This window comes from Mesorhizobium sp. HAY1-8B, assembly GCF_056868045.1.
Genome location: NZ_CP200321.1, coordinates 1,829,602 through 1,842,052, shown reverse-complemented (window position 1 = coordinate 1,842,052; position 12,451 = coordinate 1,829,602). Strand labels below are relative to the sequence as shown.

Below are 12,451 nucleotides of genomic sequence, written 5' to 3'. Positions count from 1 at the left end.
CTCCACGCGGCACGGCATTCTTCGCGATCCTCAGGCCGCCAGCCTTGCAATGCGCTGCAGGCGCCGCAGCGTGGTGTCGTCCTGCAATGCCTGCTGGAACAGCGATATCTCCTGGTCGATGCGGTCGCACAGCGCGGCGGTGTTCCCCTTGAGCAGGCCACGGGTCTGCAGCAGGGCAGCGACCGGCTTCTTGGCCAACTGCCTGGCCCGGCCGAGCGTCGCCTCCTCCACGCCGTCATGCACGATCTCGGCGACGAGGCCGAGCGCCCTGGCATCCTCGGCGTGGAGCGTGTCGCCGAGGCAGAAGAAGCGGAAAGCGCCGGCATAGCCGAGCTTCTGCGGCGCCAGGATGCTGGTCGCCGCGTCGGGCACAAGGCCGAAATCGACGAACGGCACCCGGAACGTGCTTTCATTGGACGCGATCACCATGTCGCAGTGGAACAGGATCGTGCAGCCGACGCCGACGGCATCGCCGTCGACGCAGGCGAGGATAGGCTTCGGAAACGTCGCCAGGGTGCGGAACATGTCGGTGACAGCGGCGATGAGCTTCTGATGCTTGGTGGCGTCGAGGAATTCGGAGAAGTCGCCACCGAGGCAGAAACAGCCTGCCAGGCCACGTAGCACGACGACACGAACCTCATCATTGTCGGCGGCTTCGTGGAACGTCCTGGCAAGGCTTTCATAGGCCCTTCTGTCGAGCACCGGCCGGCCGTCATTCGACGACACGGTGACGATGAGCGTGTGGTTGCGCAGTTCTGGTTGCGGGTGCATGGCCATCTCCGATCTCATGACGCCCTCCTTTGGCCGAACATGTCGGGATATCCCCTGGCCAGAACGGGAGCATGATGATTGCGGCGCGAACGCACCACGTCCAGCGTGTGCTCGGTGAAGGAAAGCAGTGTCGCCACGACCTGCTGATTTCCGTAGGTGCGCTGGTAGCCCAGCGGCGTCGCCAGGAAATGCAGTTGCAAGGCGCGCAATACCCACATCGGCTCGAACTCGATGATCACCTTGTCGACGCCGCGCTTCAGCCCCCACTCGACGAAGCCGGCGATCAATTCGGTGCCGACGGTCGAGACGCCGCGACGGCCATCGCGAAAACCGGGAGCCACCGCATAGCGGGTCAATTCCCAGATGTTTGGGCCCGATGGCGGCGTTCCCTCGGAAAGGTCGGTCAGGACTTCGGTCAGCAGATGGGGCCGCGTGGTCGGCAACATCCTTTGATAGCCTGCGATTTCGTTGCCCCTGATGACGATCTGATGTACCGCCTCATCATGGTCGAACTGGTCGACCTCGAATCCGTCCGGGCGCCGCAGGTCCTCCCACCCCATTTCTTCGACAAATATCTGGTAGCGCAGCCGATGGACGGCCTCCCAAAGGTCGGGACGTTCCATCAATTCCTGAGTTGTAAGACAAAAAAGCATGCCGTCGTCTCCTGGGTTTAAGAGGAAGATACGGCCGTGCTTCAGTGAGAAAATTGCGTGATCACGTAGGCAAGAATTTCTAGGTCGGCACGGCCGACCTAACTAATGTAGCCGCGCCTTATCGCTTCGGCGACAGCCTGAACCCGGTTGACGGCACCGAGTTTGCTTTTGGCGTTAAGAAGATGTTTCTCCGAGGTGTGCTCCGAGATGCCGAGGATCTGCGAAATCTCCCATTCGGACTTGCCGACAGCCGCCCATTGCAGGCATTCGCGCTCGCGCGGGGTCAGCTCGATATGGTCGATGGTCTTGGCCGCCACGGTGTGGAGTTGCATGGCACGGCCAACGGCATAGGTGGAGACCAGCGACACCAGGCCGAACTCGTCCGCCGATAGCTGCACGGCCTCGCCACCCAGCGACACCATGACGATCTGGCCGTCGAGTGTGATCAGCGGGAAAGCCAAGCCGTCGCGCAGCTTGAAGGCCCCGGCATCGCCCATCACTTCGCCGCTGCTCTTGTCGATGCGAATGCCCTCGGCGGCTTCCCGCCACTGGAACGGCGCCTGCAGCTGCTTCATGTGGCTGACCACGGGATCGTGATCGACATAATTGCGTGACACGTAGCGCTCGAGCCATTCGACAGGCCAGTCGCACAGCAGCACATGCTGCTTTTGCTGCCCGGTCGGCGTGCCCGGCTGCGGAACAGTTCCGGCCATAAGCGCGGTCAAACCGAAATCCGACGTTATGCCCAACAGCTTCTCGCAAACCGCCGCCGCCGTTCCGGCGTGCTGCAGTTGATCTATGTATTCCAGCGTACGATCGAATTGACCCATCGCAACATCAACCCCATGTTGCCTCATGCATTGAGACCGATGGTCCATGCCTTGTCTGCACTTTGCCACCGACCACGGATTGCAATCGCACTTTTCCGGTTGTGGTTCTCGACCCTGGTCCCCCCAACCAAGGCAGCCACCGCTGTTTGCAAACGCGTTAAATCATATCCTGAAATCGGGGCGTTGAAATCAAAAACCATTGTGCCTGTATCATTTTCGTACCAAAACCAGTGCGAAAACGAGTGCGGCGGAGTTCAATCGTGGCGTTCCAATGGCGGTTCCTGATCCTGGCGTCGCTGCTGATCGCGGCACTGCCGCTGGCTTCTGGGGCACGCGCGGCGGAACCGCAGGTGCCGGTGTTGTGGGACGCCAAGGAACGGTTGCCCAAGCCGGATCTTTCGGCCCTGCCACGGCTGCGGTTCCTGACGACCACGGATTTTCCACCCTTCAATTTCCTCGACGGCGCGGGAAAGCTGTCCGGTTTCCACATCGACCTGGCACGCGCCATCTGCGCCGAACTCGGCATTATCGACAAATGCCAGATCCAGGCATTGCCGTGGGCCGAGCTCGAGGGGGCGCTTGAGAAAGGCGAGGGCGAAGCCATCATCGCCGGCATCGCCGCAACGCCACAGGCACGCCAGACATATGCCTTCTCACGCTCCTACCTGCAGTTTCCGGCGCGCTTCATCATGCCGAAGGGCAAGGCGTTGACGGAACCGGTCTTCGACAAATTGCACGGCAAGCGTGTCGGCGTGCTCGCCGGCTCGGCGCATGAGCGCATGCTGCGCGACTATTTCAACACGGTCCAGATCGTCTCTTTCGACGGACCGGAGGCCCTCTACGCCGATCTCAAGGCAGGCAAGATCGATGCGGCCTTTGGCGACGGCATGCGCTTCGCCTTCTGGCTGGGCGGCTCGGATGCGGCTGGCTGCTGCCGCTTTGCCGGCGGCCCCTATCTGGCGCCCGAATATCTGGGCACGGGCATGGCCATCGCCACACGGGCGGACAATCCGGCCCTGGCCGCCGCGATCGATTACGCGCTGCAGGAGATTTCGATGAAAGGTACTTTCGCCGAATTCTACCTGCGCTACTTCCCGGTCAGTTTTTTCTGATCCGGTCCCGGTCGGTGTTTCCGATCCGCCCGTAACGCCGTCAGGTCAGCGTGCGAAGCCGGGCCTTGGCGGCGCGGCCGATGGCGGCGACGGTCAGAGTGTCGAGATCGAGCTGCCGGCGGATCAACTGCAGCACGCGCACTTCCTCCATGCGCATTTCGAGATCGACGGCGGCCACTTCGAAAGCCGCGGCATAGGCGGTGTCGCGCAGGCGCTCCGGCAGGGCTTCGGCGACTTGGGCCAGGACACCCTCCAGGCCGTCCTTTTCATGCAGCAGCTTCTGGCAAGCCTGGGCGACGGGAACCAGCTGGTCCTGCTTGAAATCCTCGAAGACCGGCCATGAGCGGACAACATCGCCGATCCGGGCCAGTTCGACATCGGTCATGTCCCGATCGGAGGCCGAGGTGATGACCATCAGATAGATCAGGGCTTCATGCGGGGTCGGCGACGGCATTCTTTACTCCTTGCACGGGCCTCGAAGGTAGGTAGGCGCCATCTGCGCCGCAAGGAAAAAGCGCTGCGCGCGTTGACGCTCCGGCCACGCACGCCTAGAGACCGGTTGAAAATCGACACCGCGGTCATATCAGGCGAATTTGGCCGGCGAATAATTGGAAAACAGGACCATGGCGGGATCAAACATCATCGATCTCAACCCCGAGCTGCTGGCGGCTGCCGCCGAGAGCAAGGCGTGGCCGTTCGAGGAAGCCAAAAAGATCATCGAGCGCTACAAGGGCGCCGACTTTCCCGAAACGATCCTTTTCGAGACCGGCTATGGTCCGTCCGGCCTGCCGCATATCGGCACGTTCGGCGAAGTGGCGCGCACATCGATGGTACGCCACGCGTTCCGCGTGCTGACGCAGGACAAGGTCGCGACCAAGCTCTTGTGCTTTTCCGACGACATGGACGGCATGCGCAAGATCCCCGACAGCGTGCCGGATCGCGCCGCGCTTGAGCCGCATCTGCACAAGCCGCTCTCTTCGGTTCCCAATCCGTTCGGTGGTGACTATGCGAGCTTCGCCGACCACAACAACGCGATGCTCTGCCGCTTCCTGGACACGTTCGGCTTCGACTACGAATTCGCCAGTGCGACGCAGTACTACAAGTCGGGCCGTTTCGACGCGATGCTGCTTCGCGCCGCCGAGCGCTACGACAAGATCATGGCGGTGATGCTGCCGACGCTCGGACCCGAGCGGCAGGCGACGTACAGCCCGTTCCTGCCGATTTCTCCGAAGAGCGGCCGCGTGCTTTACGTGCCAATGAAGCATGTCGATGCCAAGGCCGGCACCATCACCTTCGATGACGAAGGCACCGAGACCACGCTTTCGATCACGGGCGGCAGGGTGAAGCTGCAGTGGAAGCCGGATTTCGGCATGCGCTGGGCAGCCCTTGGCGTCGATTTCGAGATGTTCGGCAAGGACCACCAGACCAATGCCGTGGTCTACGACCGCATCTGTGACATCCTGGGCGGGCGCGCGCCGGAGCATTTCGTCTACGAACTGTTCCTGGACGAGAACGGCCAGAAGATCTCGAAGTCGAAGGGCAACGGGCTGACCATCGACGAGTGGCTGACCTACGCCCCGACCGAGAGCCTCGGGCTTTACATGTACCAACGGCCGCGGCAGGCCAAGAAGCTCTATTTCGACGTCATCCCGCGGGCCGTGGACGAATATTACACCTTCCTCGCCGCCTACCCACGGCAGGACTGGAAGGAGCGGCTGGGCAATCCGGTCTGGCATATGCATGACGGCAACCCGCCCGCCATCGACATGCCGGTGCCGTTCTCGCTGCTGCTTAACCTGGTCAGTGCTTCCAATGCGCAGAACAAGGATGTGCTGTGGGGCTTCATCTCGCGCCACGCCGCCGGCGTGACGCCGACCACCCATCCCGAACTCGACAGGCTGACGGGCTATGCGATCCGCTATTTCGACGACTTCGTAAAGCCGACGAAAACATTCCGCGCCGCCGACGATGTCGAGCGCGAGGCACTACAGGCACTGGACGCGGCGCTTGGCACGCTGCCGGCGGACGCCAGCGGCGAAGCGATCCAGAACGCCTCGCTCAACGTGGCGCGCAAGATCGAACGCTATCAGGATCATTCCAAGCAGAGCCCGGAAGGCGGCCCAGGCGTTTCTGGCGCCTTTTTCCAGATGATCTACCAAGTGCTCATCGGGCAGGAGCGCGGCCCACGCTTCGGCTCGTTCGCCGCGCTCTACGGCGTCGCCGAGACCCGTGCGCTCATTCAGCAGGCGCTGGCTGGCCAGCTGGCTTGAGGGCGCCGTCGACCTCTTCCAGGATCGAGCCCGGCGCCTGGGGCGCCGGGGCGGGCGCGGCGGGCATCGCCGAGATGCCGGCAAGATCCGGCGCCGGCCCGAAAATGCCCTTCTTCGCGCTTTGCGCCTTTTCGCCGGCCTCGACATAGGGCCCGCCCTTGGCGGCACGCGCCCAGCCGTTTTCGACCAGCCACTGGCCGACGTCCTGCTTGCCGATCCGGCATTCCGCTGCGATCCGGTCGCGCCCACCTTCGGGCGGCACCGTGCAAACCACCGCGCGGCCGCGCAGAAAGGCCCTGAACGCGCTGCGCGCGCGAATGCCGCACGGCCAGGATTTGCCGTCTGTGGTGCAGGCCTCGTCCTGCGCGACGACATCGATTCCGGAAACCGCGACGGAATAGCCTTTCGCCTCGATCAGGCCGGCGGCCGGCGCGACCGGCTGGAACAGCTTCGTGCCGTTCCAGTCGTCGGGCATCTTCGGCTTTGGCGGCATGGCCAGCGCCAGCTTACTCAGCGGTTCGCGCGGTTCGACCCGCTCGATTTCCCCGGCGGGCAGTTCCGGCGGCGCGACGACCTCCGGATCGATCGCCCGCGAATGCACCGCCGGCTTTGCCGGTGGCGCAGCGGCCGGCGCTGGAATGGCTGACGTAGCCGGCTCTTCGGGCCCGGCATCGGTGCCTGCCTGAGAGATCGTATCAACGCCAGGATCGATCTGGTCCACCGTGACGGTGCCTTCGCTTCCTTTCAGCGTGCGGCCGCCGGCGACGACCAGGGCCGCCATCACCGGAACCATCACAACCGCCAAGGCAAGATGAGGAAGCCGCACCAGTTCGGACCTACTGACTTGCCCAGACAATCCGCGCCACCCATTCGACATCGCGCATGGGAATGTCGCGGTCGGGATGATCGGGATTGAGGGACACCAGCGCGATCGACTTGATGGTCTGGCGCTCGAGCACCTTGGCCATCACCTCGCCTGACGTGGTCTTGACGACGACGCGATCGCCCTTGCGGGTGGCCGCGCCCGGCTCGACGATGAGGACGTCACCATTGCGGTAGAGCGGCAGCATGGAGTCGCCTTGCACCTGCAGCGCATAGGAGCTTTCTGTCGACTGCGCCGGCAGTTCGACCAGATCCCAGCCCTGCCCTGCCGGAAAACCGGCATCGTCGAAAAAGCCGCCGGCGCCGGCCTGGGCAAAACCAAGCAAGGGCACGGATCGCCGGTAGGCGGGCGCGGCGCTCATGCGGCCTTCGATAAGCCCGGTGAATTCGTCGAGTGAAGCACCCGTCGCCTCGATGATCTTGGCCAGCGATTCGGTCGAAGGCCAGCGTGGCCGGCCGTCGGACGACAGGCGTTTCGATTTGTTGAAAGCAGTCGAATCGAGCCCCGCGCGCCTTGCCAAACCTGAAGCCGAAAGCGAATAGCGCTCGGCGAGAGCATCGATGGCGGCCCAGACGCGGTCGTGCGAGAGCATGTCGTGCTCTCCTTCGAGACAGGAAAAAATGCCTGTTCGTTCTAGTCCGCGAAGGCCGCTTTGTCCACCGGCACCACTCACACGACACACATTCGTGTCGACCCTGGACATTGGGATTCCCGGGATCAATTGGCCGCCTTGGCGAGGGTACGCAAACCCTGGTGCGACGCCATGAAAATCCGTTCCGCCTCCGTTGGCTGTCGTGGATCGACTGTGCGACCAAGGGCTGCAACAACCTCGGCAATGTCGAGGAAGCGGCGAGCCTTGCGGTCGTAGACGCCGGCGGTCGTCAGGATCAAAGCAGCCGTCTCGCCATTGTCGAGGACGAAACGGTGCTTGCCGATGACCTGGCTGCCTTCCCAGGTTTCGATCGACGACACCACTTCGAAGCGGCGCCACAGCCTGATCTCGCGTGCGTAGACCGCCTGCAGCCCGCCCATCATCGGCGCCCAGCCGTTCTTCCGCGCCAGCGTGATCAGCCCCGCGCGGACAAAGAGGTCAATGCGGCCGAGGTCGGCCAGCATCATGTAGCGCGCATTGTTGAGATGGATGTTGAAATCGATGTCGGTCGGCAGGCAGCGAAAGGCCAGCCGGCCTTCACCGCCCATCACATAGGGGCCACGGCTTCGAGCCGTGGCCAGCATGCGCGCCATGCGCGCCCAGACGTACATAATCCCGCGTCAGGCGGCTTGCCTCACGTCGCCCTTTGCGTAGGGGTCGAAGCGTTCGTAGAAGGTCTCGCCCTTCTCGGCCATGTCGATGAGAAGCCTGGGCGCCTTGAATTCGGCGCCATATTTCTTCTGCAGCCCCTTGGCGATCTTGACGAAGCGCTTGGCGCCGATGCCGTCGATGTAGGACAGCGCACCGCCGGTATAGGGCGCGAAGCCGAAGGCCAGGATCGACCCAACATCGGCCTCGCGCGGGTCGGTGACGATGCCCTCTTCCATCACCCGTGCCGCCTCCAGAGCGATGGTGACGAGCAGCCGCTGCTGCAGTTCCTCGTAGTCGACTTTCTCGGGCTCGAGCTGCGGATAGAGGTCCTTCAACCCCGGCCACAGCTTCTTCTTGGCGGGCTTGGCCGGATAGTCATAAAAGCCCTTGCCATTCTTGCGGCCGAAACGGCCATGGTCGTCGACCATGGTGTTGATCAGTGCCATCTGTTTGGGGTCGACGGCGTTGTCGCCGAGATCCCTGATGGTCTGCTTCATGATCTTCTGGGCAAGGTCGATCGCCGTCTCGTCGGTCAGCGCCAAGGGACCGACCGGCATGCCGGCGGCCTTTGCCGCATTCTCGATCATCGGCGCGGGAACGCCTTCGATCAGCATCTTGTAGGCTTCAGACATGTAGCGCAGCACGCAGCGATTGACGTAGAAGCCGCGCGTGTCGTTGACGACGATCGGCGTCTTCTTGATGGCACGGACGAAATCGATCGCGGTCGCCAGCGCCTTGTCGCCGGTCTTCTTGCCCAAAATGATCTCGACCAGCATCATCTTGTCGACCGGCGAGAAGAAGTGGATGCCGACAAAATTCTTCGGCCGCGCCGAATTCTTCGCCAGCGAGGTGATCGGGATGGTCGAGGTGTTGGACGCGAAGATCGCCGAGGACTTCAGCACGGCCTCCGCCTGTTCGGTGGCGGCCTTCTTGACGGCGGAATCCTCGAACACCGCCTCGACGACGAGGTCGCAACCGGCAAGGTCGGCATAGTCGGCCGTGGGCGTGATCAGCGACAGGAGCTTGTCCTTCTCCTCCGGCTTGGCGCGGCCCTTCTTGACCTGATCCGAGACCAGGCTGTCGGAATGCGCCTTGCCCTTCTGAGCGGACTCGATATCGCGGTCGAGCAGCACCACCGGGATACCGGCCTTGGCCGTGACGTAGGCGATGCCGGCGCCCATGAAACCGGCGCCGAGAATGCCGATCTTCTTGAATTTGGTTTCCGGCACGCCGGCCGGGCGGCGCGCGCCCTTGTTCAGTTCCTGCAGCGACACGAACAGCGAGCGGATCATCGCCGCCGCTTCCCTGGTCCGCATGATCTCGGTGAAATAGCGCTGCTCGATCCTGAGCGCGGTGTCGAACGGCACCAGCAGGCCTTCATAGACGCATTTCAGGATGGCGGCGGCGGCCGGGTAGTTGCCATAGGTCTCGCGACGCAGGATGGCGATGGCCGGCGGCCAGAGATTGAAGCCGGCCGGCGAATAGATCTGGCCGCCGGGCAGCTTGAAGCCCTTCTCGTCCCAGGGCTGGACCGCTTTCAATCCGTTCCTGATCATGGCCTTGGCGGTCTCGATCAGCTTGGCCGGCTCGGCGACCTCGTGGATCAGGCCCATGGCCTTCGCCTTCTGCGGCGACAGATTCTGGCCCGAGGTCAGCATCTGCAAAGCCTGCTGCTGATCGGTCAGCCGCGGCACACGCTGGGTGCCGCCGGCGCCGGGGAAGATGCCGACCTTGACTTCCGGCAAGGCCATCTTGACCTTGTCTGAATCAGCGGCGACGCGACCGTGGCAGGCCAGCGACAATTCGAAAGCGCCGCCCATGCAGGTGCCGTTGATCGCCGATACCCAGGGCTTGCCTGATGTTTCGAGCTTGCGCCAAAGGCCGCCCATGCGGCCGGCATTGTCGAACAGCAGCTTTGCCGCCTTCTCCGGATCCTTGTCTTTCTCCCTGGCAAAGACCGCCAGCATCTTCTGGAGCATGGTGAGATCGGCGCCGCCGGAGAAGCTGTCCTTGCCCGAGGTGATCACCGCACCCTTGATGCCGGCATCGGCCACCACATGGTCGATGATCTTGTCCAGCTCGCCCATCACCTCCTCGGTGAACACGTTCATCGAGCGGTCCGGCATGTTCCAGGTGACGAGCGCAATGCCGTCAGCGTCGGTGTCGAGGGTGAAATTGATGTAGCTCATTGTTCTCTCCCCGTCAGACGCGTTCGATGATCGTTGCGGTGCCCATGCCGGCACCGATACACAGCGTCACCAGCGCGGTGTTGAGATCGCGGCGTTCGAGTTCGTCCAGCACGGTGCCGAGGATCATCGCGCCGGTGGCGCCGAGCGGATGGCCCATGGCAATGGCGCCGCCATTGACGTTGATCCTGTCGTGCGGGATGTCGAAGGCCTGCATGTAGCGCAGCACCACCGAGGCGAAGGCCTCGTTGAGCTCGAACAAGTCGATGTCCGACAGCTTCATCTTGGCGCGCTTCAGGAGCTTCTCGGTGACGTCGACCGGACCGGTCAGCATCAGCACCGGCTCGGAACCGATATTGGCAAAGGTGCGGATGCGCGCGCGGGGTTTGAGGCCCATGGATTTCCCGGCCTTCTTCGAGCCGAGCAGCACGGCCGCCGCGCCATCGACGATGCCCGACGAGTTGCCAGCGTGGTGGACGTGGTTGACCTCTTCCACCTCGGGGTGCTTCTGCACCGCGACCGCGTCGAAACCGCCCATTTCGCCGGGCATGACGAAGGACGGGTTGAGCGATGCGAGCGACTGCATGTCGGTCGAAGGCCGCATGTGCTCGTCATGGTCGAGAATGGTGAGCCCGTTCTGGTCCTTGATCGGAATGACCGAATTCTTGAAGCGGCCGTCGGCCCAGGATTTGGCGGCGCGCTTCTGGCTCTCGACCGCATAGGCGTCGACGTCGTCGCGGGAGAAACCGTATTTGGTGGCGATCAGGTCTGCCGAGATGCCTTGCGGCACGAACCAGCCGGGCAGGCCGACCGAGGGGTCCATGAACCAGGCGCCGCCGGAGGCGCCCATGCCGACGCGCGACATCGATTCGACACCACCGGCGATGACGATCTCATCGGCGCCCTGCGCGATCTTGGCGGCGCCGAAATTGATGGCGTCGAGACCCGAGGCGCAGAAGCGCGATATCTGCATGCCAGGCGCCTTGGTGTCGTAGCCGGCCTCGAAGGCGGCGGCGCGCGGAATGACCGAACCCGCCTCGCCGACAGGATCGACGCAGCCGAAGATGATGTCGTCGACTGTACCGGTGTCGAGCCCGTTGCGGTCGCGCAATGCCTCGAGCGTCTTGGCGGCAAGCCGCACCGCCGGCACCTCGTGCAGCGATCCGTCCTTCTTGCCCTTGCCGCGCGGCGTGCGCACGGCGTCATAGACATAAGCCTCAGCCATTTTCTTGCTCCTTGGGTTTGCCGGTCGCCACTCTCAGAGAGAGCGTCCGATCAGCAATTTCATGATCTCGTTGGTGCCGCCGTAGATGCGCTGGACGCGAGCGTCGCGGAACATGCGGGCGATCGGATATTCATTCATGTAGCCATAGCCGCCATGCAATTGAAGGCATTCGTCGACGACTTTGCCCTGCAGGTCGCTGAGCCAGTATTTCGCCATCGACGCCGTCACCGGATCGAGGCCACCATTGATGTGGCGGGTGACGCAATCATTGTAGAAGACGCGGCCGATGGTGGCCTCGGTCTTGAGCTCGGCCAGCTTGAACTGGGTGTTCTGGAAATCGATGATCGCCTTGCCGAAGGCCTTGCGCTCCTTGACGTAGTCGATGGTCAGCGCCAGCGCGCGCTCGATCATGGCGATGGCGCCGGTGCCGATCTGCAACCGCTCCTGCGGCAACTGCTGCATCAGCTGGATGAAGCCCTGGCCTTCCTCGTGGCCAAGCAGATTGGCGGTCGGCACGCGCACGTCGTTGAAGAACAGTTCCGACGTGTCGTTGGCCTTCAGGCCGATCTTGTCGAGGTTGCGACCGCGCTCGAAACCGTCGACCTCATCGGTCTCGACGACGATCAGCGAGGTTCCCTTGGCGCCCTTTTCCGGATCGGTCTTGGTGACGACGATGATGAAGTTGGCGAGCTGGCCGTTGGTGATGAAGGTCTTGGAGCCGTTGATCCTGTACTGGTTGCCGTCTTTCTCAGCCCGCGTCTTGACGCCCTGCAGATCGGAGCCGGCACCAGGCTCGGTCATGGCGATGGCGCCGATCAGCTCGCCGGTCGCGAGCTTCGGCAGCCATTTCCTCTTCTGCTCCTCGGAGCCGTAGTGCAGGATATAAGGGGCGACGATCGAATTGTGCAGGCCGATGCCGAAACCGTCGACGCCGACATGGCCGATCGCCTCGATGATGGCGCTCTCATGCGCGAAGGTGCCGCCGGACCCACCATACTGCTCCGGCATCGAGGCACAAAGCAGGCCGGCGGCACCCGCCTTCAGCCAACTTTCGCGGTCGACCATCTCGTTCTTCTCGAACTCGTCGTAGCGCGGCGCGATCTCCTCCGCCATGAAGCGGGTCGCCATGTCGTAGAGCATGCCGACCTCGTCCGCCGCCCAGGCGGGCTTGGGAAGGCCAAGTATTTCGGCGGGGTTGGTCATGTGGATATGGTACTC

At 63.2% G+C, this 12,451-nt stretch carries 12 protein-coding genes; 2 read left to right on the top strand and 10 right to left on the bottom strand.

The genetic code is table 11. The annotated features are described in order from the left end of the window. Positions 1-30: 30 nt before the first annotated feature. From AC1VON_RS08935 to AC1VON_RS08925, 3 genes are all read right to left on the bottom strand, one after another. Entirely contained in the window at positions 31-777 is a 747-nt protein-coding gene (locus AC1VON_RS08935; protein ID WP_172353146.1) for an enoyl-CoA hydratase-related protein, read from the bottom strand. Positions 778-785: 8 nt separating this feature from the next. Continuing rightward, on the bottom strand, positions 786-1,424 hold the full coding sequence (locus tag AC1VON_RS08930) for an acyl-homoserine-lactone synthase (RefSeq protein ID WP_056570040.1): 639 nt from the start codon (positions 1,422-1,424) through the stop codon (positions 786-788). Between the two features lie 98 nt (positions 1,425-1,522). Beyond that, a complete protein-coding gene (locus AC1VON_RS08925; RefSeq protein ID WP_172352638.1) occupies positions 1,523-2,254 on the bottom strand; it encodes a helix-turn-helix transcriptional regulator in 732 nt (243 codons plus the stop codon). 299 nt (positions 2,255-2,553) lie between these two features. On the opposite strand from AC1VON_RS08925, the gene AC1VON_RS08920 reads away from it, so the two are divergent. Then, positions 2,554-3,366 (top strand): transporter substrate-binding domain-containing protein, encoded by an 813-nt coding sequence (locus tag AC1VON_RS08920; RefSeq protein WP_483126295.1) that lies wholly within the window; start codon positions 2,554-2,556, stop codon positions 3,364-3,366. A 40-nt stretch (positions 3,367-3,406) separates the two neighbouring features. Here AC1VON_RS08920 and AC1VON_RS08915 read toward each other — a convergent pair whose 3' ends face one another. Continuing rightward, positions 3,407-3,820 (bottom strand): tellurite resistance TerB family protein, encoded by a 414-nt coding sequence (locus AC1VON_RS08915; RefSeq protein WP_483121585.1) that lies wholly within the window; start codon positions 3,818-3,820, stop codon positions 3,407-3,409. Positions 3,821-3,989: 169 nt separating this feature from the next. Here AC1VON_RS08915 and AC1VON_RS08910 point away from each other — a divergent pair, with 169 nt between their 5' ends. Further along, positions 3,990-5,636 carry a lysine--tRNA ligase gene (locus tag AC1VON_RS08910; RefSeq protein ID WP_483121583.1) on the top strand — a complete coding sequence of 549 codons (1,647 nt, stop codon included), beginning with the start codon at positions 3,990-3,992 and terminating at the stop codon, positions 5,634-5,636. Here the strand turns inward: AC1VON_RS08910 and AC1VON_RS08905 are convergent. The 6 genes from AC1VON_RS08905 to AC1VON_RS08880 form a co-directional block, all read right to left on the bottom strand. After that, a complete protein-coding gene (locus AC1VON_RS08905; protein ID WP_483121581.1) occupies positions 5,602-6,462 on the bottom strand; it encodes a thermonuclease family protein in 861 nt (286 codons plus the stop codon). The genes AC1VON_RS08910 and AC1VON_RS08905 overlap by 35 nt on opposite strands. Positions 6,463-6,472: 10 nt before the next feature. Next, positions 6,473-7,111 (bottom strand): S24 family peptidase, encoded by a 639-nt coding sequence (locus tag AC1VON_RS08900; protein ID WP_172352642.1) that lies wholly within the window; start codon positions 7,109-7,111, stop codon positions 6,473-6,475. Between the two features lie 125 nt (positions 7,112-7,236). Next, positions 7,237-7,782, bottom strand: a complete 546-nt coding sequence (locus AC1VON_RS08895; protein ID WP_172352643.1) for a thioesterase family protein — start codon at positions 7,780-7,782, stop codon at positions 7,237-7,239. Positions 7,783-7,791: 9 nt separating this feature from the next. After that, complete coding sequence (locus AC1VON_RS08890; RefSeq protein ID WP_483121579.1) at positions 7,792-10,011, bottom strand: 3-hydroxyacyl-CoA dehydrogenase NAD-binding domain-containing protein; 2,220 nt, start codon at positions 10,009-10,011, stop codon at positions 7,792-7,794. Between the two features lie 13 nt (positions 10,012-10,024). Further along, entirely contained in the window at positions 10,025-11,233 is a 1,209-nt protein-coding gene (locus AC1VON_RS08885; protein ID WP_172352645.1) for an acetyl-CoA C-acetyltransferase, read from the bottom strand. 33 nt (positions 11,234-11,266) lie between these two features. Then, the gene (locus AC1VON_RS08880) at positions 11,267-12,436 is read right to left on the bottom strand and encodes an acyl-CoA dehydrogenase family protein (protein ID WP_172353148.1); all 1,170 of its coding nucleotides are present in this window, start codon (positions 12,434-12,436) and stop codon (positions 11,267-11,269) included. Between the last annotated feature and the right edge of the window lie 15 nt (positions 12,437-12,451).